The 25,082-nt window shown below is 70.0% G+C and carries 21 protein-coding genes; 8 read left to right on the top strand and 13 right to left on the bottom strand.

Translation table 11 applies throughout. The features are described from left to right. The first annotated feature begins 33 nt into the window (after nt 1-33). Entirely contained in the window at nt 34-3,003 is a 2,970-nt protein-coding gene (gene leuS, locus JOD52_RS05105; protein ID WP_204411517.1) for a leucine--tRNA ligase, read from the top strand. A 114-nt stretch (nt 3,004-3,117) separates the two neighbouring features. Further along, nucleotides 3,118-3,810: a hypothetical protein gene (locus JOD52_RS05100; protein WP_204408960.1), complete on the top strand. Its 693-nt coding sequence runs from the start codon at nt 3,118-3,120 to the stop codon at nt 3,808-3,810. Between the two features lie 110 nt (nt 3,811-3,920). Here JOD52_RS05100 and JOD52_RS05095 read toward each other — a convergent pair whose 3' ends face one another. Both JOD52_RS05095 and istA read right to left on the bottom strand, forming a co-directional pair. Next, nucleotides 3,921-4,667: an ATP-binding protein gene (locus tag JOD52_RS05095; protein ID WP_338124028.1), complete on the bottom strand. Its 747-nt coding sequence runs from the start codon at nt 4,665-4,667 to the stop codon at nt 3,921-3,923. Next, on the bottom strand, nt 4,664-6,226 hold the full coding sequence (istA, locus tag JOD52_RS05090; protein ID WP_204408388.1) for an IS21 family transposase: 1,563 nt from the start codon (nt 6,224-6,226) through the stop codon (nt 4,664-4,666). Before istA ends, JOD52_RS05095 begins: the two co-directional genes overlap by 4 nt. Nucleotides 6,227-6,432: 206 nt before the next feature. Between istA and JOD52_RS05085 the strand changes: the two genes are divergently transcribed. Next, entirely contained in the window at nt 6,433-6,858 is a 426-nt protein-coding gene (locus JOD52_RS05085; RefSeq protein WP_204408959.1) for a hypothetical protein, read from the top strand. Nucleotides 6,859-6,907: 49 nt separating this feature from the next. Here JOD52_RS05085 and clpB read toward each other — a convergent pair whose 3' ends face one another. Next, entirely contained in the window at nt 6,908-9,568 is a 2,661-nt protein-coding gene (gene clpB, locus JOD52_RS05080) for an ATP-dependent chaperone ClpB (RefSeq protein WP_017822902.1), read from the bottom strand. A gap of 270 nt (nt 9,569-9,838) precedes the next feature. Here clpB and JOD52_RS05075 point away from each other — a divergent pair, with 270 nt between their 5' ends. Continuing rightward, a complete protein-coding gene (locus JOD52_RS05075; RefSeq protein WP_204408958.1) occupies nt 9,839-11,215 on the top strand; it encodes a PrsW family intramembrane metalloprotease in 1,377 nt (458 codons plus the stop codon). 65 nt (nt 11,216-11,280) lie between these two features. Here JOD52_RS05075 and JOD52_RS05070 read toward each other — a convergent pair whose 3' ends face one another. From JOD52_RS05070 to JOD52_RS05055, 4 genes are read right to left on the bottom strand one after another with little or no spacing between them, the layout of a single operon-like run. Continuing rightward, entirely contained in the window at nt 11,281-11,718 is a 438-nt protein-coding gene (locus JOD52_RS05070; RefSeq protein WP_083871715.1) for an RNA-binding S4 domain-containing protein, read from the bottom strand. Then, the gene (locus tag JOD52_RS05065; RefSeq protein WP_204408957.1) at nt 11,715-13,196 is read right to left on the bottom strand and encodes an amidase; all 1,482 of its coding nucleotides are present in this window, start codon (nt 13,194-13,196) and stop codon (nt 11,715-11,717) included. Before JOD52_RS05065 ends, JOD52_RS05070 begins: the two co-directional genes overlap by 4 nt. Then, nucleotides 13,193-13,693 (bottom strand): low molecular weight protein-tyrosine-phosphatase, encoded by a 501-nt coding sequence (locus JOD52_RS05060; protein ID WP_017822906.1) that lies wholly within the window; start codon nt 13,691-13,693, stop codon nt 13,193-13,195. The genes JOD52_RS05065 and JOD52_RS05060 overlap by 4 nt, the downstream gene beginning before the upstream one ends. Continuing rightward, nucleotides 13,690-14,076: a GNAT family N-acetyltransferase gene (locus tag JOD52_RS05055; protein WP_031306987.1), complete on the bottom strand. Its 387-nt coding sequence runs from the start codon at nt 14,074-14,076 to the stop codon at nt 13,690-13,692. Before JOD52_RS05055 ends, JOD52_RS05060 begins: the two co-directional genes overlap by 4 nt. A gap of 24 nt (nt 14,077-14,100) precedes the next feature. Here JOD52_RS05055 and JOD52_RS05050 point away from each other — a divergent pair, with 24 nt between their 5' ends. Together JOD52_RS05050 and JOD52_RS05045 are read left to right on the top strand one after the other, a co-directional pair. Then, the gene (locus JOD52_RS05050) at nt 14,101-14,463 is read left to right on the top strand and encodes a DUF952 domain-containing protein (protein WP_031306988.1); all 363 of its coding nucleotides are present in this window, start codon (nt 14,101-14,103) and stop codon (nt 14,461-14,463) included. Between the two features lie 93 nt (nt 14,464-14,556). Continuing rightward, nucleotides 14,557-15,192 carry an L-threonylcarbamoyladenylate synthase gene (locus tag JOD52_RS05045; protein ID WP_031306989.1) on the top strand — a complete coding sequence of 212 codons (636 nt, stop codon included), beginning with the start codon at nt 14,557-14,559 and terminating at the stop codon, nt 15,190-15,192. A 19-nt stretch (nt 15,193-15,211) separates the two neighbouring features. Here JOD52_RS05045 and JOD52_RS05040 read toward each other — a convergent pair whose 3' ends face one another. Further along, nucleotides 15,212-16,498 carry an MFS transporter gene (locus tag JOD52_RS05040; RefSeq protein WP_017822910.1) on the bottom strand — a complete coding sequence of 429 codons (1,287 nt, stop codon included), beginning with the start codon at nt 16,496-16,498 and terminating at the stop codon, nt 15,212-15,214. A 104-nt stretch (nt 16,499-16,602) separates the two neighbouring features. On the opposite strand from JOD52_RS05040, the gene deoD reads away from it, so the two are divergent. Next, nucleotides 16,603-17,325, top strand: a complete 723-nt coding sequence (deoD, locus tag JOD52_RS05035) for a purine-nucleoside phosphorylase (protein ID WP_204408956.1) — start codon at nt 16,603-16,605, stop codon at nt 17,323-17,325. 153 nt (nt 17,326-17,478) lie between these two features. Here the strand turns inward: deoD and JOD52_RS05030 are convergent, their stop codons facing one another. Both JOD52_RS05030 and JOD52_RS05025 read right to left on the bottom strand, forming a co-directional pair. Beyond that, nucleotides 17,479-17,712 carry a hypothetical protein gene (locus JOD52_RS05030; RefSeq protein WP_017822912.1) on the bottom strand — a complete coding sequence of 78 codons (234 nt, stop codon included), beginning with the start codon at nt 17,710-17,712 and terminating at the stop codon, nt 17,479-17,481. 35 nt (nt 17,713-17,747) lie between these two features. After that, nucleotides 17,748-18,539, bottom strand: coding sequence for a gamma-glutamyl-gamma-aminobutyrate hydrolase family protein (locus JOD52_RS05025; protein ID WP_017822913.1), 792 nt, complete (start codon nt 18,537-18,539; stop codon nt 17,748-17,750). A 159-nt stretch (nt 18,540-18,698) separates the two neighbouring features. On the opposite strand from JOD52_RS05025, the gene JOD52_RS05020 reads away from it, so the two are divergent. Further along, nucleotides 18,699-19,439 (top strand): type 1 glutamine amidotransferase, encoded by a 741-nt coding sequence (locus tag JOD52_RS05020; protein ID WP_204408955.1) that lies wholly within the window; start codon nt 18,699-18,701, stop codon nt 19,437-19,439. A 41-nt stretch (nt 19,440-19,480) separates the two neighbouring features. On the opposite strand, the gene JOD52_RS05015 is transcribed toward JOD52_RS05020, so the two are convergent. From JOD52_RS05015 to gcvP, 3 genes are all read right to left on the bottom strand, one after another. Beyond that, nucleotides 19,481-20,626, bottom strand: coding sequence for a glycosyltransferase family 4 protein (locus tag JOD52_RS05015; protein ID WP_031306991.1), 1,146 nt, complete (start codon nt 20,624-20,626; stop codon nt 19,481-19,483). Nucleotides 20,627-20,745: 119 nt separating this feature from the next. Beyond that, nucleotides 20,746-21,957 carry a cobalamin-independent methionine synthase II family protein gene (locus JOD52_RS05010; RefSeq protein ID WP_204408954.1) on the bottom strand — a complete coding sequence of 404 codons (1,212 nt, stop codon included), beginning with the start codon at nt 21,955-21,957 and terminating at the stop codon, nt 20,746-20,748. A 69-nt stretch (nt 21,958-22,026) separates the two neighbouring features. Beyond that, nucleotides 22,027-25,044, bottom strand: coding sequence for an aminomethyl-transferring glycine dehydrogenase (gcvP, locus tag JOD52_RS05005; protein WP_204408953.1), 3,018 nt, complete (start codon nt 25,042-25,044; stop codon nt 22,027-22,029). Nucleotides 25,045-25,082: the final 38 nt, after the last annotated feature.

The following is a 25,082-nucleotide window of genomic DNA, read 5'->3' as shown; positions in this document are numbered from 1 at the left end:
GTCGACCACTTGCTGAAGGACGGACGCATCACCATGACCGAGGCACCGCACCGCTACACCGCCGCCATGGCGGACAGCATCGAGCAGCACTGGCAGCAGCGCTGGGACGCGGAGGGCACCTTCGCCGCCGTGAACCCCACCGGCCCGCTCTCGGACGGCACCCCGCCGGCGGATCTGCCGGAGAAGACCTTCATCATGGACATGTTCCCCTACCCCTCGGGCAAGGGACTGCACGTGGGGCACCCCCTGGGGTACATCGCCACCGACGTGGTGGCCCGCCACCACCGCATGCTGGGCAGGAACGTGCTGTACACGATGGGGTACGACGCCTTCGGCCTGCCCGCGGAGCAGTACGCCATCGCCACCGGCACGCACCCCCGGATCACCACCGAGGAGAACGTGGCGACCATGGGCCGGCAGCTGCACCGCCTGGGCCTGTCCCATGACCCGCGCCGCTCCTTCGCCACCACGGACCCGGAGTTCATGAAGTGGACGCAGTGGATCTTCCTGCGGATCTTCGACTCCTGGTACGACCCGGACGCCGAGAACGCCGACGGGATCGTGGGCCGTGCTCGCCCTGTCTCCGAGCTGCGGGATGGCCTGCACTCCGGCGCCATCGACCCGATCGCGCTGGCCGATCGGCTGAACATCGAGCTGCCTGCGGGTTGGGCCGGGCGCTCCGCGGACGAGGTGCGCGCAGCCGACGACGCGGAGCTGGAGGAGCTGGTGGGCGCGTTCCGCCTGGCCTATGTCTCCGACACCTCGGTGAACTGGTGCCCGGGACTGGGCACCGTGCTGGCCAACGAGGAGGTCACCGCCGAGGGCCGCTCGGAGCGCGGCAACTTCCCGGTGTTCAAGCGCCGCCTGCGCCAGTGGAACATGCGCATCACCGCCTACGCGGACCGTCTGATCGACGACCTGGACCGGATGGACTGGCCGGAGTCGGTGCGCTCCATGCAGCGCAACTGGATCGGCCGCAGCCACGGCGCGCAGATCGCCTTCCCCGTGCAGGGGCTGGCCGGCACCCCCGATCCGAACGGCACCCCCGATCCGGTCGAAGGCGCCTCCCCCACCTTCGAGGTGTTCACCACTCGCGCCGACACCCTGTTCGGCGCCACCTTCTGCGTGCTCTCCCCGGAGCACCCGCTGCTGGCGGACGTGGACGCCCTGCCCGCCGACTGGCCGTCGGACGTGCCGGCCAGCTGGACCGACGGTGCCGCCTCGCCGCGCGAAGCGGTCGCCGCCTACCAGGCGCGGGCCGCTGCCACCGGTGAGGAGGAGCGCACCGGGGAGGACCGCGCCAAGACCGGTGTGTTCACCGGCCTGACCGCGATCAACCCGATGGACGGCCGGGAGCTGCCGGTGTTCACCGCCGACTACGTGCTGATGGGTTACGGCACCGGCGCGATCATGGCGGTCCCCGCGGAGGACGAGCGCGACTTCGACTTCGCCACCGCCTACGAGCTGCCCGTGATCCGCACCGTGCAGCCGCCCGAGGACTTCCCCGGCGGCGCCTGGACCGGCGACGGGGTGAAGATCAACTCCGCCAACGCCGAGCTGGACCTCAACGGCATGGACAAGGACGAGGCGAAGACCCGCGCCACCGAGTACGTGACCGAGAAGGGCTTCGGCACCGCCCGCACCACGTACCGGCTGCGGGACTGGCTGTTCTCCCGTCAGCGCTACTGGGGCGAGCCGTTCCCGATCGTGTACGACGTGGAACAGCCGGAGGTGCCGATCGCCCTGCCCACGCAGATGCTGCCGATCGAGCTGCCGGAGGTCACCGACTTCTCCCCGCGCACCTTCGATCCCCTCGATGCCGACACCGAGCCGCAGACCCCGCTGTCGCGGGCCGAGGACTGGGTGGAGGTGGAGCTGGACCTGGGTGAGGGGCCGCGCCGCTACCGCCGCGAGACCAACACCATGCCCAACTGGGCCGGCTCCAGCTGGTACGAGCTGCGCTACATCGATCCCACCGACACCGAGCAGCTGGTGGACCCGGTCAACGAGCAGTACTGGCTGGGCCCGCGCACTCCGGGCGGCGTGGGCGGCGTGGACCTGTACGTGGGCGGTGTGGAGCACGCAGTGCTGCACCTGCTGTACGCCCGGTTCTGGCACAAGGTGCTGTTCGACCGCGGCGACGTCTCCAGCCAGGAGCCGTTCCACCGCCTGTTCAACCAGGGATACATCCAGGCCTACGCCTACACGGACGCGCGCGGCGTGTACGTCCCGGCGGAGGAGGTCGTGGCGGAGGCCGACGGCACCTTCACCTACCACGGTGAGCCCGTCACCCAGGAGTACGGGAAGATGGGCAAGTCGCTGAAGAACTCGGTGGCCCCGGACGACATGTATGCCGAGTACGGGGCGGACACCCTGCGTGTGTACGAGATGTCGATGGGTCCGCTGGACCTGTCGCGCCCCTGGGAGACCCGCGCGGTGGTGGGATCCCAGCGGTTCCTGCAGCGCCTGTGGCGACTGGTGGTCGACGAGGAGACCGGCGCGCTGCTGGTCTCCGAGGACGAGGCGCCGCTGCCCACCAAGCAGGCTGTGCACCGCACCATCGACGGGGTCACCCGCGACATGGCCGAGATGCAGTTCAACACCGCCATCTCCAAGCTGATCGAACTGGTGAACCACCTGACCAAGGCCTTGGCCGGCACCGGGTCCTCGCCCCGTGAGGCCCTGGAGCCGCTGGTGCTGATGGTGGCGCCCTTCGCGCCGCACATCGCCGAGGAGCTGTGGTCGAGGCTGGGGCACGAGCAGTCCCTGGCCCGGGAGTCCTACCCGGTGGCCGATCCGCAGCTGGTGAAGGCGGACGCCGTCACCTGCGTGGTCCAGATCAAGGGCAAGGTGCGCCACAAGGTGGAGGTGGACCCGGAGATCTCCGAGGCGGACCTGGAGGCCCTGGTGATGGCCGAGCCGCGCGTGCAGCAGCTGATCGACGGGCAGACGGTGCGCAAGGTGATCGTGCGCGCACCGAAGGTGGTCAACATCGTGGTGTGAGGCCCCGGCGGTGGTCGAGCAGACCCTCCGCCGAAGTTCCTCCCCAACCCCCCGTTGTCCACAGCCCCGGCCCCATCACGGTGTCGGGGCTGTGCTGCGTCCTAGGTTCACGGCATGAACACATTCTGGGGATGCACCACCGATGACATGGAGGGATGGGCGGATCTGGCCACCGGGCACACCGCCGCCTTCACCACTCTGCTCGACGATCTCGCCGCGGCGGGACCGACACTGCCCTGGTTCGGGCCGGACGCCCAGCGCTTCCAAGCCGACCTCGCCTCACTGCTGACCGCGGGCTACGAGGCGGGCAGGCTGCTGGGCCGGTACCTGGAACAGGTCCGCGCCGAGGCCGAGGAGCAGGAGGAGGCCAGCGCCCCGGACGGCGGCACGAGGTCGGCCGGTGGACCCGGCCCGGTGCCGCGCCCGGGGGCTCCACTCTCCCCTGGGCCGTTGTTCGGTCCCGCGGTGAGCAATCCCTTCGGGCCGATGATCCATCCTGATCCGATCGGGCTGTTCGATCGGCTACGGGAGAAGACGAAGGAATGGGAGTTCGGCTCCCCCTGGTGGGATCCGGGTATGCACCGACCGATCGGCTCCCCCAGCTCCCCGCCACCGATGCCACCGGTGCTGCAGCCCACCGGGAGCACCGCACCGGACATCACCATCACGGCGGACGGTGAAGCGGTGCGCACCGCCGGCGCCCGGCAAGTCCCGGGGCTCAAGCAGGCGCAGATGCTGATGGGCGTCCATGAGGTGATCGGCCGCGGCATCGACGGTGTCGAACGAGGAATGGCCGGTGCCGGGTGAGTATTCGTAGTCGTGGGAGCCACCGAATCTTGCTCTTGGGGACCGCCGATCGTGCCGACGGGGGCCAGTAGCCGCCGCGGTGGGGACCACTGGCTCCCGCCGGCATCGGGTCACTGGGGCAGTGCGGTGTGTTCTCGCATGTTCCTGTCGCCGGTGTCGATCCAGATTGTGTTGTGCACGATGCGGTCCATGATCGCATCGGCGTGGACTGCTCCACCGAGCCGGGCGTGCCAGTCCTTCTTCGGGTACTGGGTGCAGAACACGGTCGAGCCGGTGTCATAGCGGCGCTCGAGCAGTTCCAGCAGCATCGAACGCATTCCCTCGTCAGGATGGTCCAGCAGCCACTCGTCGATCACCAGCAGCGAGAACGTGGAGTACTTCCGCAGGAACTTCGTCTGGCCCTGCGGCTTGTCCTTTGCCAGGGCCCAGGCCTCTTCGAGGTCGGGCATTCGGATGTAGTGGGCTCGGAGCCGGTGCTGGCAGGCCTGCTTCGCCAGCGCGCAGCCGAGGTAGGACTTCCCTGAGCCGGTGAAGCCCTGGAAGACCACGTTCTGTTGCCGCTGGATGAAGGAGCAGGTTGCCAGTTGCGCGATCACGTTCCGGTTCAGTCCCCGTTCCTCGACCAGATCCAGCCGCCGCAGGTCCGCTCCGGGATAACGCAGCCCCGCCCGGCGGATCAGACCCTCGACCTTTCCATGATTGAAGATGGAATGCGCCTCGTCCACGATCAGCTGGAGCCGTTCCTGGAACGACATCCCCAGCACGTGAGCCTCATCCTGGGCATCGATCGCGTCCAGCAGCGCGGTCGCGCCCATCTCGCGCAGCTTCCGCTTCGTGTCGTTATCGATCACGCTCACCGGACACCTCCGGCGTAGTAGTCGGCGCCACGGACGTATCCGCCGTCTTCCGCGGGTTCCTCGCGGGGTGGACGCAGGGCGGCGACCTTGTCCTGCCCGGTGGCCAAGATCGGGTGCAGATGCGCATAGCGCGGTGAACGGACCCGTCCCGTCAGCGCGAGTGCGCAGGCCGCCTCGACCCGATCTACGGAGAAGCGGCGAGAGAGCCGTAGCACCGCCAACGCGGGATCCAGGCCCTGTTCCACGATCGGCACGGACTCGAAGATCCGCTGGATCACGATCACCGTGGCCGGCCCGACCCGATCTGCCCACGCCCGCACCCTCTGCGCGTCCCAGGCCTGGAAACGCTCGCCCGCAGGTAGGTCCGCGTCGTTGGTGCGGTACTCATTGCTCGCGGTCTCCGGGAGCAGCAGGTGACTGGTCAGTCGCTGGCTGCCCTGATAGATCTCCAGCGTCCGGGCCGTGATGCGCAGATCGACCTTCGCGCCGATGTGCGCGAACGGCGCGGAGTAGAAGTTCCGCGCGAACGTGACGTGCCCGTTCCTGCCCACTCGTCGTCCGTAGTGCCATGTCGAGATCTCGTAGGGCACCGCCGGCAGCGGCGTCAGCAGCGGCCGCTCCTCCGCGTCGAACACGCTGGCGCGGGATCCGGGCCGCTTCTGGAACGGCTCCGCGTTATAGGCCTCCATCCGCTGCCCGATGGCGGCTGCAAGTTCGGGCAGGGACGTGAATCGCTGATCCCGCAGCCCGGCGATGACCCAGGTCGCGACGTGCGCGACGGTGTTCTCCACGCTCGCCTTGTCTTTCGGTTTCCGCACCCTCCCCGGGAGCACCGCCGCCGAGTAATGCGCTGCCATCTCGCGATACGCATCGTTCAGGACGATCTCGCCCTCGCGGGGGTGCTTCACCACACCGGTCTTGAGGTTGTCCGGAACGATCCTCGGGACCGTCCCGCCCAGCGCCTCGAACATCGCTACGTGCGCTCGCAGCCAGGACTCCTGGCGCATATCCAGCGCCGGGAAGCAGAACGCGTAACGAGAAAAAGGCAGGCAGGCAACGAACAAGAACACCTTCGAGACCTCGCCGGTGACCGGATCGGCCAGCTCCATCGTGGGGCCGGACCAGTCGACCTCCACGCTCTGGCCGGCCTTGTGACCGACTCTCGAAGCGGCACCGGTGACCATGACGTGGTGCTGGTAGGTGCGGCAAAACCGGTCATACCCCATCGCCGGATCCCCAGCCGCCGTGGTCGCGTCGAAGTACTCGCCGTGCAACAGCTTCAGCGTCACGCCGACCCTGGCCATCTCTCGATGGACCTGTTCCCAGTCCGGCTGTGCGAACACGCTCTCGTGCTCGCCCCGGCCCGGGAACAACCGGGCATACACCTGCTCATCGGCGACGTCCGCGATATCGCCCCACCCGATCCCTGCAGCGTCAGCGGCCTCGAACACCGCCCTCACGGACTTGCGGGACATGCCCTGCGAGGACGAAATCGCTCGCCCCGACAGACCTTCTGCGCGCAGCTGGAGCACCAGCTTCGCCCTGATCTTCCGTACCATTCCAGATTGCTCCTTCCGCCGCGTGCCCTATACACACGGCGGAAGGAGCGTAGACAGAGCGGCCCCAACGACACCACTGGTGGTCCCGAACGACGCCACCGCTACGGCAGCGACGTGGCACCCGAACCCTCGATCAGCGGACCCCAGCGAGGCGAATATTCACCGGGTACGGCGCGTACACCGGGGCGCTGGCTCCGTTCAGGACGATGCATGCGGCCTCGGGCATGGCGTTCGGGGAGGACTCCGTGCCCGGCCAGATCCTCGGTGCTGCTGATGCTCAGATCGCCAACACCATGCACACCACCGGCGCGGTGGGTGAGGCCCTGCTCAACGGCGATCTGAAGGGTGCGGCGCGGGAGACGGAGATGGGGCTGCTCCGTCACGCGGAGGCGCAGTTCGACCTGGTCTCGGCCTCACCGATCCGCCCCCTCGCCGGCTTCGCCTCCAGCACCCTGGAGACCGGTGCGGATGCACTGGAGCAGATCGCCCCACCGGCCGTCAGCGAATCGCTGCGCAGCGCGGCGGGGACGATCGACTCCCACGTCACGGCGTTCGACGAGGCCACCTCGGCCCAGCGCTTCCTGGACCTGCGGTACCGGTACCTGCCGTTGCCCTGGGACCAGCCGGCCTGATCGGTACCAGCCGGCCTATAGCGCCGGCCGGCCCGATCACGTCCGGGTATCAGCCCTGCTGGTCCTCGTCTTCGACCGGCTCGGCCTCGACGACCCCGTCCTCCGGGGCCACCACCAGGTCCAGGCCGGAGCCGTCCTGGCGGGCGGTGACCTCCACGTGCTCGCCGTCGTGGACCTCGCCCTTCAGGATCAGCCGAGCCAGGGCGTCGCCGATCTCCTTCTGCACCAGTCGCTTCAGCGGACGCGCACCGTACATCGGGTCGAAGCCCTTCTCGGCCAGCCAGTCGGTGGCCGCCTGGTCCACGTCCAGGGCGATCCTGCGATCGGCCAGGCGTGAGGCGACGTCCTTGATCTGCAGCGTCACGATCCGCGCGAGCTCCTCGCGGTTCAGCGGGTCGAAGATGACCACGTCGTCCAGGCGGTTGAGGAACTCCGGCTTGAAGGAGGCCCGCACCACCGACATCACCTTGTCGTTCTTCTCCTCCTGGCTGAGCAGGGAGTCCTGCAGCACGTGCGCACCCAGGTTGGAGGTGAGGATCAGGATGGTGGAGCGGAAGTCCACGGTGCGACCCTGGCCGTCGGTGAGGCGGCCGTCGTCCAGCACCTGCAGCAGCACGTCGAACACGTCCGGGTGGGCCTTCTCGATCTCGTCGAGCAGCACCACGGAGTAGGGACGGCGGCGCACCGCCTCGGTCAGCTGACCACCCTCGTCGTACCCCACGTACCCGGGGGGAGCACCCACCAGGCGGGAGACGGTGTGCTTCTCCCCGTACTCCGACATGTCGATGCGCACCATGGCGCGCTCGTCGTCGAAGAGGAACTCCGCCAGCGCCTTGGCCAGCTCGGTCTTGCCCACGCCCGTGGGGCCGAGGAACAGGAACGAGCCGGTGGGACGGTTGGGATCCGAGATCCCGGCCCGGGCCCGGCGCACCGCATCGGAGACCTCGGTGACCGCGCGCTTCTGCCCGATCAACCGCCGCCCGATGATGTCCTCCATCTCCAGCAGCTTCTGGGTCTCGGACTGCAGCAGGCGACCGGCAGGGATGCCGGTCCAGGCGCCCACCACCTCGGCGATGTCGTCCGCGCCCACGTGGTCGGAGACCAGGGGACGCTCGCCGTCACCCTCGCCACTGGCCTCGGCCTCCTCGGCCTGGACCAGCTGCTCCTTGAGGGCAGGGATGTCGCCGTACAGGATCTTCGAGGCGGCCGTGAGGTCGCCCTCGCGCTGAGCGCGGTCTGCCTGCATCCGCAGCTGCTCGAGCTGGGCCTTGAGGTCACCGACCAGGTTCAGCCCGGCCTTCTCCCGCTCCCAGCGGGCCGACAGGGCGGTCATCCGCTCGGTGCGGTCGGCGAGCTGGGAGTGCACGGATTCCAGCTGCGCGATGCTGCCGGGGTCCTCGCTGCCGGTCAGTGCCATCTCCTCCATCTTCAGGCGGTCCACCTGACGGCGCAGGATGTCCAGCTCCTCCGGGGAGGAGTCCAGCTCCATGCGCTGGCGGGAAGCGGCCTCGTCCACCAGGTCGATGGCCTTGTCGGGCAGCTGACGGCCGGGGATGTAGCGGTCCGAGAGGGTCGCGGCGGCCACCAGGGCGGCGTCGGTGATGGACACCTTGTGGTGCGCCTCGTACTTGTCCTTCAGCCCGCGCAGGATGGTGATGGTGCTCTCCACGCTGGGCTCGCCCACGAACACCTGTTGGAAGCGCCGCTCGAGCGCGGGGTCCTTCTCGATGTTCTCGCGGTACTCGTCCAGGGTGGTGGCACCCACCATCCGCAGCTCACCGCGGGCCAGCATGGGCTTGAGCATGTTGCCGGCATCCATCGCGCCGTCCCCGGTGCCGCCGGCACCGACCACGGTGTGCAGCTCGTCGATGAAGGTGATGATCTGGCCGTTGCTGGTACGGATCTCGTCCAGCACCGCCTTCATCCGCTCCTCGAACTCGCCGCGGTACTTCGACCCGGCCACCATCGAGGACAGGTCCAGGGAGATCAGCTTCTTGCCGCGCAGCGAGTCGGGCACGTCGCCGGCGACGATGCGCTGGGCGAGCCCCTCGACCACGGCGGTCTTGCCCACGCCGGGCTCGCCGATCAGGACGGGGTTGTTCTTGGTGCGGCGCGAGAGCACCTGCACCACGCGTCGGATCTCGGTGTCGCGGCCGATCACCGGGTCGAGCCGGCCCTCCCGGGCCATCTCGGTGAGGTCCACCCCGAACTTCTCCAGGCTCTGGAAGGTGTTCTCGGGGTTCTGGCTGTCCATCTGGTTCATGTTCTGTTCTCCTCCGTGCAGTCGCACCACGGCATCGCGCAGGGAGCCCGGCCTGGCACCTCGGGAGGTGAGCAGGCGGGCCGCGTCGTCCTTGCCGAGTGCGATGCCGATCAGCAGGTGCTCGGTGGACAGGTAGGTCTTGTGCTGGAAGTCCGCTTCCTTGCGGGCGGCCTCGAGGGCGTCGAAGCCGCTGCCGACGAAGGTGGGGTTGGCCGCGCCGGAGCCGCTGACGCGGGGCAGGGCCTCGACGGCCTCGGCGGCGCGCTGCGCGATCTCCTGGGGGGAGGCCCCTGCCTCCTCCAGGGCCGCATGGGCGATGGTGTCGCCCTGCTCGGCGAGCGCCCACAGCAGGTGCATCGCGCTGATCTGGGGGTTGCCGAGCTCGGCCGCCTTCTCCGCAGCTGCGGTGACGGCGTCCTGCGATCGGGTGGTGAACCTGAAATCCACGGTGCTCCTTCCGGGGTGGTCGTCGGTGGTCGGTCCTTGATCTGTCGTCCCTCATCCCAACGACACCGAAGTTGAGCCTATTCCGCTCAACCCTGGGGATCGGCCGCGGCTGTGTCACATTCCGGGATCTCGACCCCAGCATCCCTCTCGTCCACAGCAGCTCTTCACCAACAGCTCTTCCACAGCAGTCTGCCCCGCCCAGTGGTGACGGTCACGCCCCTGTAGCATCACAGGCGATTCACCGTCTTTCAGCTGAGAACCGAGGCACCCATGTCCCAGCCGCCCTCCCCTTCCCAGGGCCAGTTCATGCCCAACGGGCGACCGCGCCCCGGCGCGCCCTCCTCCGCCGCAGGCTCCCCGTCCCAGCCACAGTACCGCGACTACGGCAACCCCAAGGCGTACGACACCTCGGTGCGACCCGCCTCCGGGCTTACCGCCGCGCGCTACGCCCCCGCACAGATCCAGCGACCCGACCAGGCGCAGCCGCAGTCGGCCTGGGCCACGCAGACCCGGCGCGTCCAGGAGGTGGCCCAGCACGCCAAGGAGGTGCCGGTCGTCTCCATCGCTTCCTGGTTGGCGCTGATCACCTTGGGCATGGCGACGATCATCGTGCTGGGCCTGTTCTTCCTCAGCTTCGTGATGAACTCGAGCTCCAGCCCGATCTGGTGGCCCGCCACCGCGTTCCTCGCAGGTGTCTCGCTGCTGGTCATCTTCCTGATCATCCTGCTGGCGGACAGGTGGGACCCACAGCCCATTCCGCTGCTGATCATCGCCATTTTCTGGGGTGCCGCCATCGCTGCAGGCCTCAGCTTCATCCTCAACTCGATCAACGGGGAGATCTTCTACGCCTTCGGTGGTGAGGCGCTCTACGCCTGGGCCACGCCCGTGATCAGCGCCCCGCTGGTGGAGGAGACCACCAAGGGCCTGGGCCTGGTGCTGCTGGCCCGCCGCTACTTCAACGGGCCGCTGGACGGCATGATCTATGGGGCCCTCATCGGCGGCGGCTTCGCCTTCACCGAGAACATCATCTACTACACCCGCATCCTCGAGGGTGCCGGCGCCTTCGGCGTGGTCATCCTGTTCGTGATGCGCGGTGTGCTGAACATCTTCGGCCATGCCATCTACACCAGCCTCACCGGCGTGATCATGGGCTACGTGGTGCGCAAGTGGGGAACCACTCTCGGGCTGCTGTCGTTCCTGGTGGCCACCTGGCCCGGCATGTTCCTGCATGCCGCGTGGAACCTGGCCGCCAGCATGGGTGGCGGCTGGGGCATCACGATCACGATGTACGCCGCGAAGGCGTTCATCTCGCTGCTGTGGCTGATATTCATCGTGGTGCTGATCTGGGACGAAGCACGCCTGACCCGGGTGAGGCTGGGCGACTACGCCAACCAGGGCTGGCTCACCCACGAGGAGGTGGACATGCTGGGCACCTGGAGGGGACGCCGCGAGGGCAAGAACTGGGCTGCGCAGATGGGCGCCAAGCCGCTGATGAAGAAGTTCATCCGGGAGAGCGCGGATCTCGCCTCGATGCGTCAGCGCCTGCTGGCCGACGGCGGCAACCCGAAGGTGGTCCAGCTCGAGGCCACTCTCCTCGCCAAGCTGCGCTCCAACCGAGAGTCACTGCTGGCAGCGACCAACTACTGACATCGAGCGGAGCAGCCTCCGGGCGCGCCGCAACGATTCCGCACAGGCACTGCGCGGTCGGGGACTCAGGTCTCCCGGCCGCGCAGTCTCTCGTACTGGCGGCGCTCGCGCTTGGTGGGCCGCCCCGTACCGCGGTCACGGCGCGGCGGCGCGGCGAGCAGCTGCGGTGCAGGCTCGGGGCTGTGGTCCTCATATGCCTCACGCGCGATCGGGGCGCCCACGCGCTTGGTGAGGATACGGGTGATGACCACGATCTTCTCCCGGCCCGGTGAGCGCACTCGCAGCTCGTCCCCCACCGTGACCTTCTGCGCGGCCTTGACGGGGTCACCGTTGCGGCGCACGTGGCCGCCTCGGCAGGCGGCGGTGGCGGCGGCCCGGGTGGGGAACAGTCTCGCGCTCCACAGCCACACGTCCAGGCGCACCGTGGTCGGTCCGTCGGATGCACCGGATCTGCCCGGTGTCGATGCGCCCTGCTGTGATCCGGCCTGGCCGTGCGGGCTCATGACGGTCGTGGGGTGCGCACCAGCGGCCACGGGTCGGCCTGTTCCAGCTGCGCGGCCAGCGCCAGCAGCAGGGCGTCGTCCCCGGCGCGGGTGGCGCCGAGCTGCACCCCGAAGGGGAGCTCCACCCCGTCTATCTGCTCGCGGTGCAGCGGCACGCTGATCGCGGCGCGACCTGTCATGTTCCAGGTGCTGGTCCACGGGGTGAATGCGCACTGGGCGTCGAAGTCGTCTGCGCCGTCGGACTGTTGGATGTCGGCGGGGAAGGCAGGCGGGGCGGCGAGCGCGGGGGTCAGCACCACGTCGAGCTCGGCGAAGGCCTCGCCGGTGCGCCGGGCGATGGCCTGCACGCCGGAGACGGCGCGGGCCAGGTCCACGCCGTCGTATCGACGCCCCTGCTCGCGCAGCCAGCGGGTGAGCTCCATCAGCCGGCCCTCGGCCTCGGCCGGCAGGTCCATCGCCGCGGCGCCCACGGTCCACAGGGGCATGAAGGTGCGCCACTGCTCCGGGGTGAAGGGCGCAGGCACGGGTGTCGCCTCGTGCCCCATGGCGCGCAGCAGCTCCACGGCGCGGTCCACTGCCCGCAGGGCTGCGGGATGCACCTCGGTGTGGGCGGCCAGCGGTTCGGTGAGCACGCCGATCCGCAACGGGCCAGGGGCCTGGTCGCAGGCGGCGAGGTAGCCGCCTTTCCCTGCACTGCCGGGACGGGGCATGAAGTCCCCGGGATGCTCGCGGGCGATCAGGTCGAGGCCGACCGCGGCATCGCGCACGGATCGGGCAAGGATCCCGTCGGTCACCAGTCCCATCCCGTCGGTGCCGTACGGGCCGGGCGAGACCACGCCGCGGGAGGGCTTGATACCGACGATCCCGCAGCATGCTGCGGGGATCCGCACGGAGCCGCCCCCATCGGTGCCATGGGCGATCGGGACCACCCCGGAGGCGACGGCAGCGGCCGCTCCCCCGCTGGATCCGCCGGCGGTGCGGCGCAGATCCCAGGGGGTGCGGGCGGGGGCACCGATGGCGGGCTCGGTGTAGCAGGGGAAGCCGAACTCGGGGACGGTGGTCTTGCCGATGGTGACGGTCCCGGCATCCAGCAGCGACTGGGCCACCCCGTCGGTGACCTCGGCGATGTTGCCCTGCAGGAGCACGGACCCGGCCCCGAAGGGCTGCCCGGCCACCTGGGTGAGGTCCTTGATGGGCAGCGGCACTCCCAGCAGCGGGAAGGCGGTGGCGAGGCGGTCCAGGGTGCCGGTGCGCCGCGCCGCGTCCAGGGACCTCGCAGCCGAGGCGGCCTGGGCGAGGCTGAGCTCCTCCAGCACGTGGCTGAACGCCCCCACCTGCGCACCCGTGGTGCGGGCGGCCTCAAGGGTCTGCTCGGCGAGCGTGGTCGGATCGAGCTCGCCATCGCGCAGGGCGGCAGCGGTCTCGAGGGCTCCACGCGGTGTCCCGGCTCCATGCGGCGTCACGGGGGCCTGCGTCATCGGGGCTGTCCCTGCTCGCGCTGCTCGAGCTCGCCGCGCACGTGGGCGATGATGCCGTCGGTGGCGGCGGTGATCTGCTGCCAGGCGATCTCGAAGTCCTCCTCGTCCCCGTACCAGGGGTCGCGGATCCCGGTGTCCTCCCCCACCTGCGGGTCGAACTCGCGCATCATGCGCTGCTTGGCGGCGATGTCGTCACCGGCACGGCGCACGGGCTCGACGTGGTCGTGGTCCAGGGTGATGATCAGGTCGGCGTCGGCCAGCAGCTGCGGGGTCATCTCCCGTGCCCGGTGGGAGGCGGTGTCGATGCCGTGGTCCTCCAGCAGGGCTGTGGCACGGCGGTCGATGGGGTTGCCCACCTCCCAGCCGGTGGTGCCGACGGAGGCGACCTCGACCCGGTCGTCCAGTCCGGCCTGCTCCAGGGCCTCGCGCAGGGCGTACTCGGCCATGGGGGAACGGCAGATGTTGCCGGTGCACACGGTGAGGATCCGGTAGGTCATCGCCCATCACCCCCGTGGCCCTCGGCGCTGCCCTGCTCCGTCGATGATGCGAGCAGGTCGGCGTACTCCGGGTGGCGACCGATCCAGCCGTCGACGAACCAGCAAGTGGGACGCACCTTCAGTCCCTGCGCACGAGCCTCGTCGAGCACGTGGCGCACCAGGAGCGATCCCAGGCCCTCGCCGTTGCGCTCGGGGGCGACGATCGTGGATCGCAGGTCCCGCACCGTCGCTCCGCCCTCGGCCCCTGTGGGCGGCTCGTCCGCGTAGTAGAGGACGGCGACCACCTCGGTGCCGTCCACTGCTTCGTACCGGTCCCTGTCCGCCTCATGGACCAGGCGCACACCCTGGCCTTCCGCGGACGGTCCACCACTGCTGTGCTCCATGCCGATCACGCTACACTGCCCTCCATGCCCGCGCCCCTGATCTGGCACATCACCGAGCTGTCCGCCTGGGATGCGGCGGTGAGGGAGGGCTGGTACACGCGCTCCACGCGCGGCCGCACCCTCGACGAGGTCGGCTTCATCCATGCCTGCTTCCCCGAACAGGTCTCCATGGTCGCCAAGCGCGTCTACCCCGACCGGCCGGGGGACCTGGTGATCCTGGAGATCGATGCCGCACGGGTGGAGGCGATCGGCACCGCCGTGGACATCGAGGCCGATGACCGCGGTGGCCGCGGGTACCCGCACATCAACGGCCCGCTGCCGATCAGCGCGGTGGTGCGGATGCGCCGCACCAAGTGGATCGGCCGGGAGTTCGTGGTCGTCGCCTGACCCTGCGTGCGAACGGTTCGGGTCCGCCCACGCCACGAACGCCGACGACCGACCGGTCATGGCCGCCGGGCCTGCGCCGACGTAGCATCGAGCATGGCCAGATCCTCGCAATCCGCTCGATACCTCGACATCCACCCGGTGGATCCTCAGCCCCGGTTGATCGACCAGGCCGTGCACGTGCTCCAGGAGGGCGGCCTGATCGCCTACCCCACCGACTCCTGCTACGCCCTGGGCTGCACCCTGGACGCCCGGGAGCCACTGGAGCGGATCCGCCGCATCCGCCAGGTCGGCAAGGACCACCACTTCACCCTGGTCTGCGCGGACTTCGCGCAGCTCAGCCAGTTCGTGATCGTCTCGAACCCCACGTTCCGGCTGGTCAAGAACTCCACCCCCGGGCCCTACACCTTCATCCTGCCGGCCACCAAGGAGGTGCCGCGCCGGATGGCCCACCCCAAGAAGCACACCGTGGGCGTGCGGATCCCCGATCACAGGGTCACCCACGCCCTGCTGGAGGCTCTCGGGGAGCCGATCGTCTCCTCCACCCTCCTTCTGCCGGGTCAGGAGGACCCGCCCTCGGAGGGCTGGGTGGTCCAGGACCTGCTGGGCGATCAGCTCGACGCGATCATCGACTCCGGTGAGGTGGGCATCGAACCCACCACGGTGGTGAACCTCTCCGCCGGTGAGGTCGAGGTGGCGCGGGTGGGCGCGGGGGACCCGGACCGGTTCTGAGCGTCGGCCACTTCGGGGTTCAGCGGTCCTGGTCCGCCGAGGTGTCGTCCCGACCGGACAGGACCCCGGAGAAAACCAGGATGCCCACGGCGTAGAGCGGCACCATCCACAGGGCGTAGCGCAGGGTGAAGGCATCGGCCAGGGCGCCGATCAGCGGCGGGGTGACGAAGAAGCCCACGCGGGCCAGCCATCCCACCACGGTGATACCCACCCCCTGGGGCACACCGGGCATGTCGTCGGCTGCGCGGAATGCCGCCGGGAACAGGGTGGCGATGCCCCAGCCCACGGCCGCGAAGCCGATCAGTGCGGTCACCGGGGTGGGCACCAGCATCGCGAAGCTCATGCCGACCGCTGCGATCAGCGCACCGATGCGCGCGGTGAGCCGGTCACCCAGGCGGTCCACCACGGCGTCACCGGTGAAGCGGCCGATGGTCTGCGCGCCCTGCAGGGCCACGAAGGCGAGGCCAGCCACGAAGGGGGTGACCTCGAAGGTCGAGTTCATGAACAGGGCACCCCAGGTGTTGCCGGCGTCCTCCGAGGACCCGGCGAACACCAGCACCATGCCGAGCGCTGCGATCAGGCCGAGCGCCCTGAGGCTCATGCCGGCGATGCGGATCCCGGAGCTCCCCTCGGGGGCGGCATCGGCCGGGACATCGGCCGCAGAGGCGGGTGAGGGGCCGGCCACCGGGGTTCGCTCGGTGGAGTCCGGGCCGGGAAGCATGAAGCGGCCCGCCACCATGGCAGCGGCGCCGAAGAGCACCAGACCGGCCACGCCCTGGATCCACAGCGGCAGCCCCACCTGCGCGCCGGCGGCGCCGAGCACACCGCCGGTCACCGCGCCGAGCGACCAGTACCCGTGGTAGCTGTTCATGATCGAGCGGCGGTAGCGGCGCTCCACGCGCATGCCGTGGCCGTTCATCGCGATGTCGGTGATGGCATCGCAGGCGGCGGCCAGCAGCAGGGAGCCTGCCAGCCACAACCAGGAGCCCGAGACGTACACCAGCAGGTGGGAGGTGGTGGCGGCGATCTGCGCGGTGACCGCCACCCTCGCGGTGCCCCAGCGGGACATCAGCCCGGCGGCCCCCAGGCCGGCCAGCAGGCCACCCACCGGCCCCAGTCCCACGGCGAGCCCGAAGGCGGTGTTGCTCAGGCCGATGGACTCCACCAGTTCCGGGTAGCGCGGAAGGATCGCGCAGAAGCTGAGCCCGTTGAGGAAGAAGATCATCGACACCGCCCACCGTGCGCGGCGGGCGTCCGTGGGGATCGATGACCGGGTGTCGCCGGGCGGCGGCGTGGGAACGTTCACGACCGACCATCCTCGACCACCTCCGGCCCGCGGGGCAAGCGGGATGGGCCACCTGCGGTGCGGCGCACACCCGGGGCGGGCTGATCCCCCCGTAGGCTGGCGTCATGTCGACACACATCGGTGCAACCCCTGACCAGATCGCCCCCTATGTCCTGATGCCGGGCGACCCGTACCGGGCCCGCTGGATCGCCGAGACGTTCCTGGAGGACCCGGTCCAGTACAACGACGTGCGCGGGATGCTGGGTTACACCGGCACGTACCAGGGCGTGCGGGTCTCCGCCCAGGGCTCCGGGATGGGCCAGCCCTCGATCGCGATCTACGCCCACGAGCTGTTCACCGAGTACGACGTCGAGGCCATCATCCGGGTGGGCAGCTGCGGCGGCCTCTCGGACAAGGTGAAGGTGCGCGACGTGGTGCTCGGTGTGGCAGCCTCCACCGACTCCGCGATGAACGTGCCGCGGTTCCGTCACGTCAACTACGCCCCGGCGGCGGATTTCGACCTGCTGCGCCTGGCAGCGGAGGTGGCCGAGGAGCGCCTGCTCCCGGTGATCGCGGGTGGCCTGTACTCGGCCGACCAGTTCTACAACCCCGACCCCGAGGTCACCTCCACCCTGGCCGACTACGGCGTGCTGGGCGTGGAGATGGAGGCGGCGGCGCTGTACACCCTGGCCGCGCAGTTCTCGCGCCGGGCGCTCGCGCTGTGCACCGTCTCGGATCACCTGCTCACCGGTGAGGAGACCAGCGCCATGGAGCGCCAGGAGTCCTTCGAGGACATGGTGGTGGTGGCACTGGAGTCGGTGGTGCGCTTGGACCGCGACCGCGGCTGACCCGTCACCGGCTGGTCTGCGACCCGGCACGACCCCGTACAGCACAAGGACGTTTCCGCACCAGGATCGATCTCTGGTGGAACGGAAACGTCCTTGTCGTGTCTGTGCGCCCTCGTCGACGGCGTCAGGGCCCGGACGGGGCCGACGGCGGACTCAGGTGAGGAAGCGGGGCACCAGGTCGAAGGTCAGGTACAGCGCGACGATGCACATCATGGTGCCGATCACGAAGGTCCACAGGGTGAACAGGCTCATCACGTAGAGCCCGGCCACGAACAGGCCGAACAGGAGCACGAACAGTGCGACGCTGAGGACGAGGTTGTTCCCCTGCGAGGTGGTGTTCGCTGCGTGGCTCCCCTGGACGCCCCGCGTGGTGTGCTCCGTGCTCATGCTTCCTCCGATGGTCCTGGCCGATGGATCCGCACCTATCGTAGACCAGCGCTCCCGGTGGCGGGGACCACGGGGCGATGCGCCGTGGCCGTCGCCTCCTGAGGCTCGGCCCTGCGCTGTCGTGTCGCCGCGACCAGCGCGTCGAACACCGGGGCCTGGGAGGCGTCCAGTTCGGGGTGCCACTGCACGGCGATCACCGGGGAGCCGCCGTCGGCCTCCACCGCCAGCGGCAGTCCACTGTCATGACGGGCCACCACCCGCAGGCCCCCACGCACCTCCCGGGCACCCTGATGGTGGTAGGCAGTGACCTCGGAGCTGCTGCCGAGGGCCAGGGCCAGATCGCTGTCGGCACCGATCCGGGCAGTGACAGCGGTGGGCCGCTCCCCCGTGGTCGGGTGCTGCGGGAGATCGTGCGGCAGGTGGCGGTGGAGGGAACCGCCCTCGGCGACCACCGCGATCTGCAGGCCACGGCAGATGCCCAGAACAGGCACGCCGGTGCGCCTCGCCGTGCGGTACAGGGCGGTCTCGAAGGCGTCCCGCTCGGGCTGCGCCTCCATGTCGGTGGGCAGGGGCGTCTCGCCCAGCAGGGCCGGGTCCAGATCGGTGCCGCCGCTGAGCACGATGGCGTCGAGCTCGGCCACTTCCTCGTCGGTCCACTCGTCCTGCGGGGCGATCACCACGGCGCGGGCCCCGGCGGCGCGGATGGCGCGCACGTAGTGCTCGGTGATCACCACGGCGTCATGGCCCGCCCAGGCGCCGGACATCATGGGCCGGGTCCCCGCGGTCACGCCGATGAGCGGGCGACGGGTGGTGGTGCGCTGCGCCATGAGTGGTCCTTCCCGGGAGAACTGTGGTGGCCTTATGAGGTGGCCCTGCGTGGTGGTCGCCGATCGCGACTCCCGCAGTCCATCACCGGGCACGCCCCGGGGCGAAGGAGTGTGGCCGAATGTGACACGGCCCGGCTGGGGCTCTGGTAGGAAAGGCCCATGGACGCTCATCCCTCCGATGTCCTGGTGATCGAGAACGAGGCCGACTGCCCGCCGGGCCTGCTGGCCGATGTGCTCTCCCGCGCGGGACTCACCATGCATCTGAACCGCCCCTACCGCGGCGATCAGCTCCCTGCGGACCTGGGCACCTTCGAGGGGCTGGTGGTGCTGGGCGGGGCGATGGGGGCCCGGGACGACGCCGAGTATGCCTGGCTGCCGCAGACCAGGCGCCTGCTGGCACTGGCCGTGGATCGCCACCTGCCCACCCTGGGCATCTGCCTGGGTGCTCAGCTCGCCGCGATCGCTCTGGAGGGGCGCATCGGTCGGCGCGAGCAGCCCCTGGTGGGACTCACCTCGATCGCCCTCACCGACGACGGCCGGGAGGATCCTGTCCTGGGGGCGATCGACTCAGGGGCCCTCGATGGTGACGGCGGCTCGGGGCCGGCGGTGCTGAGCTGGAACCAGGACACCGTGACCGGTCTCCCCCCGCACTCGACGCTGCTGGCGAAGGACGAGGACGGCGGGATCGCCGCCTTCCGCACCGGAACCTCGCTGTGGGCGGTGCAGTTCCATCCCGAGGTCACCGCACAGGTGGTGGGCACCTGGGCGCGCACCTCGGATCTCACCCGGGCCGGTGCCGAGCCGGAGGCGATGGCCGCCGAGTTCGCCGGCGTCCCGCAGGTCGTCGCGGCGGGCACGGCCCTGCTGGAGGCGTTCGCTCAGCAGGTGCTCACCGACTGACCGCGCTCCCCTACCCGGGGTCTCACCTGCTGGCGGCAATCTCAGTGGCTGGCGCCGACCCCGATGTTCGCGGTGATCGCCTGCTGGTAGTAGCCGCGCAGCTGCTCGGAGAGCACCGGCCAGGTGCGCTTGCGCACCGAGTCCTGGGCGGCCTCCCCGAAGGCGGCACGCTTGGCGTCGTCGAACAGCAGGTCCGTGGCGGCCTCGCGCAGTTCGTCCAGCATGCCCGGGGTGTACAGCCAGCCGGTGCGGCTGGGGGTCACCAGGTCCACCGGCCCGCCGCTGCGCGGGGCGATCACGGGCAGCCCGGAGGCCATGGCCTCCTGGATGGTCTGCCCGAAGGTCTCCAGCTCACCGGGGTGGATGAACAGGTCGGCACTGGCGAGGTGGGTGGCCAGGTCCGTGCCGGAGCGGAACCCGGTGAAGCGGGCGCGGGGCATGTGGCGGCGCAGGGCGTCCCTCTCGGGCCCCTCCCCCACGATCACCAGGCGCACCCCGGGCATGTCGTGGATGACCTTGAGGTCCTCCACCTGCTTCTCCGGGGCGAGCCTGCCCACGTACAGCACGATCCGCTCCCCTGGCCCTGCGAGCTTGGCGCGCAGGCGCTCGCTGCGCAGGGACGGGGAGAACAGGGAGGTGTCCACGCCGCGGCGCCACAGGTGCACCCGCTCCACGCCGTGGGCCACCAGCTGGTCGCGGGTGGCGGTGGAGGGGGCGAGGGTGAGGGAGGCACGGTTGTGCACGTCCCGCAGCAGCTGCCAGCTGGCGCTCTCCAGGAACGGCATCCCGTAGCGGGCGGTGTACCCGGGGATGTCGGTCTGGTAGACGGCGACGGTGGGCACGCCGAGCTTCTGAGCGGCCACCACGGCGCGTCCCCCGAGCACCGTCGGTGAGGCCAGATGGATCACGTCCGGCTCGAAGTCGGTGATGCGGCGACGCAGCGCAGCGGCGCTGGTGGTGGCGATGCGCACGTCCGGGTAGCCAGCCAGCGGCACCGAGGGGATGCGCCGCACCTTCACCCGGCGACCGCAGGCGGTGCGCAGGGAGGTGTCGGCTCGGGGCCATTGCGGGGCGATGATCGCGACGTCATCACCGCTGGCGGTGTAGTGGTCCACGATCCGGAGCACCGAGTTGGTGACCCCGTTCATGTGTGGAAGGAACGATTCGGCAACCACGAGGATCCTCACGCCTGCCATCTTCCTCCTCGCGGGCGGCACGTCCACCACCTCGCCGTGACACGTGGACGACGCCGAGGTGAACACTCGCCACCTCGGCGTCGTCGGTCCGCATCAGCGCGCGGAGGGTCTCACAGGCGGCCGGAGGCGATCTCCGCGCCGGCCACCAGGGACTCGAGCTTCGCCCATGCGATCTGCGGGTGGATGCGCCCGCCCAGTCCGCAGTCGGTGGAGGCGATCACACGCTCGGGGCCCACCAGGCGGGCGAAGCGCTCGATGCGCTGGGCCACCAGCTCCGGGTGCTCCACCACGTTGGTGGCGTGGGAGACGATGCCCGGGACGATGACCTTGCCCTCGGGCAGCTCCGTGTTCTCCCACACCGTCCACTCGTGCTCGTGGCGCACGTTGGCGGCCTCGAAGCTGTAGAACTTGGCGTCGATCTCCAGCAGCAGGCCGGCGATGTGGCGGAACTCGATGTCGGTGGTGTGGGGGCCGTGCCAGGAGCCCCAGCACAGGTGGAACCTGGTCTGCTCGGTGGGCACGTTGACCAGGGCCCGGTTCACGGCGTCCACCCGCTTGCGGGTGAAGGCCACGTAGTCCTCCACAGAGGGCTCGGGGTTGACCTGGTCCCAGTTCTCCGCGATGGAGGGGTCGTCGATCTGCACGGTGAGGCCTGCGGCGGCGATCGCCTCGTACTCGGGGCGCATCACCTCGACCCAGGCGTCGAGGAAGGAGTCCTCGTCACCGTAGTGGTCATCGACGATGCGGCTGCCGGAGCCGGGCGAGAGGGCCGCGAGGAATCCGGAGTCGTAGCCGCTGGCATCCAGGGCGGAGCGGAAGTTGGTGATGTCCTGCTGCACGAGCTGCCGGCCGGTCTCGGAGTAGGCGATGGCGCCGGTGGCGGCGGGGAAGTTCGGCTGGGATCCCACGGTGATCCCCGAGGTGGGGTCCTGGTAGGCCTCGGCGAAGATGGTCCAGTCGCGGCGGTCCGGGAAGGTGGTCAGGCGCACGTTGCCGGGCTCGGAGCGCACGGGCTCGGTGGAGAAGATGTCGGCACCGGTGAGCTCCAGGCCGCTGACGCGATCGAAGATGTAGGACCACCAGGAGCCGTAGTTCACCGCGGAGCCCATCAGGTGCCCGTACTCGCCGTCGTTGGGGATGGAGATGCCGATCTGCTTCTGCTTGGCGACCACGTCGGCCACGGCCTGACGCAGCACCCGGCGGAACTCGTCGGTGGGTTCGGGGGTGAGGCCGTCCTCCCCCACGGGGCGGGCGGCATTGGCTTCGATCAGTTCGGGGCTGCGGGGCAGGGAACCGGCGTGGGTGGTGAGGATCTGTGTCATAGCCGCAGGCTAGACGGCGTGACGCCCCGGCGCGAAGCCGGGGCGTCATGCCCGTTCACAAAGACCCGTTCACACGGGCCAGGTGGGGACCAGGTGGCGGTCGCCGTAGGCCTGGTCGATGCGACGCACCGGCGGCCAGTACTTGGACTGGATCCGCATCCGGGCGCTGGAGTGCACGGAGGAGTCGTCCCCGCCGTTCCAGATCCCCGGGTACACCGCGACCTCCCGCGAGTACGGGTGGCTCCAGTCGCCCACGGCGATGCAGTCCGCCGTGTGGGGGGCGTTGACCAGCGGGTTGTCGTCGGCCGGCCACTCCCCTGCCGCGACCGCGTCCGCCTCCTTGGCGATCATCAGCATGGCGTCCACGAAGCGGTCGATCTCGCCGAGGTCCTCGGACTCGGTGGGCTCCACCATCAGGGTGCCGGCCACCGGGAAGCTCATGGTGGGCGCGTGGAAGCCGTAGTCAATCAGGCGCTTGGCCACATCGTCCACCGTGATCCCGGTGCGGGCGGTGAAGGGGCGCAGGTCCACGATGCACTCGTGCGCCACCAGGCCGTTGTCACCGGTGTAGAGGATGTCGTACGCCTCCCGCAGGCGCTCTGCCACGTAGTTGGCGGCCAGCACCGCCGAGGCGGTGGCGTGGCGCAGGCCCTCCGGCCCCATCAGGCGGATGTAGGTCCAGGAGATCGGCAGGATCGACGGGGAGCCGTAGGGCGCCTGGGAGACGGGCGGGCCGCCGTGGACGACCTCGCTCTCCCGACCCTCGGCGCCGTCGCCCACCAGCGGGTGCTCGGCCTTCTGCATGGCCGGGTGGCCGGGTAGGAACGGTGCCAGGTGCGCCTTCGCCGCCACCGGGCCCACACCGGGACCGCCGCCGCCGTGGGGGATGCAGAAGGTCTTGTGCAGGTTCAGGTGGGACACGTCGCCCCCGAACTCACCGGGCTTGGCGACCTCCAGCAGGGCGTTGAGGTTCGCACCGTCCACGTACACCTGGCCGCCGGCCTCGTGCACCAGCTGGCACACGGTGCGCACCTCCTCCTCGTACACGCCGTGGGTGGAGGGGTAGGTGATCATCAGGGCCGCGAGCTGCTCGCCGTGGTCCTTGATCTTCTGCTTCAGGTCGTCCAGGTCGATGTTGCCGCGGGAGTCCGAGGCGACCACCACCACGCGCAGGCCGGCGTTGACGGCGGAGGCGGCGTTGGTGCCGTGGGCGGAACTGGGCACCAGGCACACATCGCGCTCAGAGTCACCGCGGGAGGCGTGGTAGGCGCGGATCGCCTGGAGCCCGGCGAACTCGCCCTGGGAGCCGGCGTTGGGCTGCAGGGACACGGTGTCGTAGCCGGTCAGGTCGATCAGCCAGCTCTCCAGCTGCTCGATCAGGTCCAGGTAGCCCTCCACGTCCTCGCGGGGTGCGAAGGGGTGGATGGCGTTGAACTCCTGCCAGGTGATGCCGGCCATCTCGGTGGCGGCGTTGAGCTTCATGGTGCACGAGCCCAGGGGGATCATGCCGCGGTCCAGGGCGAAGTCACGGTCGGCGAGGCGGCGCAGGTAGCGCATCATCGCGGTCTCGGAGGGGAAGGAGCTGAACACCGGGTGCTGCAGGAAGGGGCTGGTGCGCACCAGCTCCCCCCACGCGCCCTCCACGTCCACCTGCGTTGCGGAGCCGCTGCCGTCGGAGTCGTTCCCGTCGGAGTCGTCCCCATCGGTGTCGTCCGCGCCCTCGACGCCCTCAAGCGGCTCGACGGCCTGCGGGCCGAAGGCCGCGACGATGGCATGCAGGTCCTGCTCGGTGACGGTCTCGTCCAGGCTCAGCTGCAGGCGGTCCGCATCGAGCTCGCGCACCAGGAACCCGGCGCGGGCGAAATCGGCGACGATGTCGCGGGCTCGACCGGTGGCGCGCACCTGGACGGTGTCGAAGAACGAGTCGTGCACCAGCTCGTAGCCGCTGGCGCGCAGCTGGGAGGCCAGCTCGGCGGTGCGCTCGGCGACCTGGCGACCGATCCGGGAAAGGCCCTCGGGGCCGTGGTACACGGCGTACATGGCGGCCATCACCGCCAGCAGCACCTGGGCGGTGGTGATGGCACTGGTGGCCTTCTCACGGCGGATGTGCTGCTCGCGGGTCTGCAGGGAGAGCCGATAGGCAGGGTTGCCGTCGGCGTCCTGGGAGACACCCACCAGGCGGCCCGGCAGCTGCCGCTCCAGGCCCTTGCGCACGGCCACGAAGCCGGCGTGGGGGCCTCCGAAGCCCAGCGGGATGCCGAAGCGCTGGGAGGTGCCCACGGTGACGTCGGCCCCCATCTCGCCCGGGGAGCGCAGCTGGGTCAGGGCCAGCAGGTCCGCTGCGACGATGGCGGTGGCGCCGGTCTCCTTGACCTGGGTGATCACCCCACTGGGGTCCCACACGCGCCCTGAGGCACCCGGGTACTGCACCAGCGCCCCGAAGTAGTCGGCGTCCTCGAGGCCGGCCAGGCCCTGGTGGGCGAAGTCGACCTCGCGCAGCTCGATGCCCAGGCCCGTGGCACGCCCGGCGAGGACGGCCTTGGTGGTGGGCAGGGCATCGGCATCCACCAGGAACACCGGGCCCTTGCGGCGCGAGTTGCGGCGCGCCAGCATCAGCGCCTCGGCGGCAGAGGTGGACTCGTCCAGGGTGGAGGCGTTGGAGACGTCCATCCCGGTGAGGTCGCAGATCATGGTCTGGAAGGTGAGCAGCGCCTCCAGGCGGCCCTGCGAGATCTCCGGCTGGTACGGGGTGTAGGCGGTGTACCAGGCCGGGTTCTCCAGGACGTTGCGCTGGATCACCGCGGGGGTGTGGGTGCCGTAGTACCCCAGGCCGATCAGGGAGCGGCGCACGGTGTTGCGCCGGGCCAGGGCCCGCAGCTCCTCCACGGCGGCCGCCTCATCGATGCCGGGCGGCACCACGCCGCGGTCCTCGGCCTCGAGCAGGATGGTGCCGGGCACGGCCCGGGTCAGCAGCTCGTCGAGGGAGTCGAAGCCAAGGACGTCGAGCATGTGGCGCTGGGCGTCGGGATCGGTGCCGACGTGGCGGCGGACGAAGGAGTCGTGGGCGAGCACGGACGGATCGGTCATGGAGCGAGTACCCCTGCAGGTCGGACGGGCGATGAGCG

It is taken from the genome of Brachybacterium muris (genome assembly GCF_016907455.1).
Lineage (GTDB): Bacteria > Actinomycetota > Actinomycetes > Actinomycetales > Dermabacteraceae > Brachybacterium > Brachybacterium muris.
This window is presented reverse-complemented; position numbering and strand designations above follow the sequence as displayed.